The organism is Neisseria sp. P0020.S005, assembly GCF_051957055.1.
GTDB lineage: Bacteria > Pseudomonadota > Gammaproteobacteria > Burkholderiales > Neisseriaceae > Neisseria > Neisseria subflava_A.
On the sequence record NZ_JBQCWV010000074.1, the window covers coordinates 1 to 438 of the forward strand.

Consider the following 438-nt stretch of genomic DNA (forward strand, 5'->3'; position numbering starts at 1 on the left):
TGATATGGGTAACGGTAATGACTTCGCGAGTTTCAAAAACATTGCTGGTACTATAAACATGGGAGCTGGTAATGATATCCTTGAAGCGCGTGAGACAGGCAATGGCTTCTTCTATTTCGCTGGTGGTAATCCAACAATCAATATGGGGGCTGGTGATGACATCGTGAGAACATCTAGTACGATTAATACCAGAGCATCTATTGATGGAGGCAGTGATTTCGATACACTTCAATTTGTGCACCGAGATGGCAAAGCGATTACAACCACTATTTCAATGATCTCTAATTTTGAGAAAATTGATATTAACGGCACGTCAAACAACTCAGTTACTATCAGCGCAAGCGATGTTGATAGAAACCACAGTGCTAAAGCACCTGTTGCTGCACGTGGTAAACCTCATCACAAAGTGTTCGTTGTTGATGGTGCTGCGGGCGATAA

The 438-nt window shown here is 42.7% G+C and carries 1 protein-coding gene; it reads left to right on the forward strand.

Annotated features, from left to right (window positions below):
* Nucleotides 1–438, forward strand: a 438-nt coding sequence (locus ACTHTU_RS11365; protein ID WP_440362608.1) for a hypothetical protein, incomplete at both ends; no start/stop codon positions are given.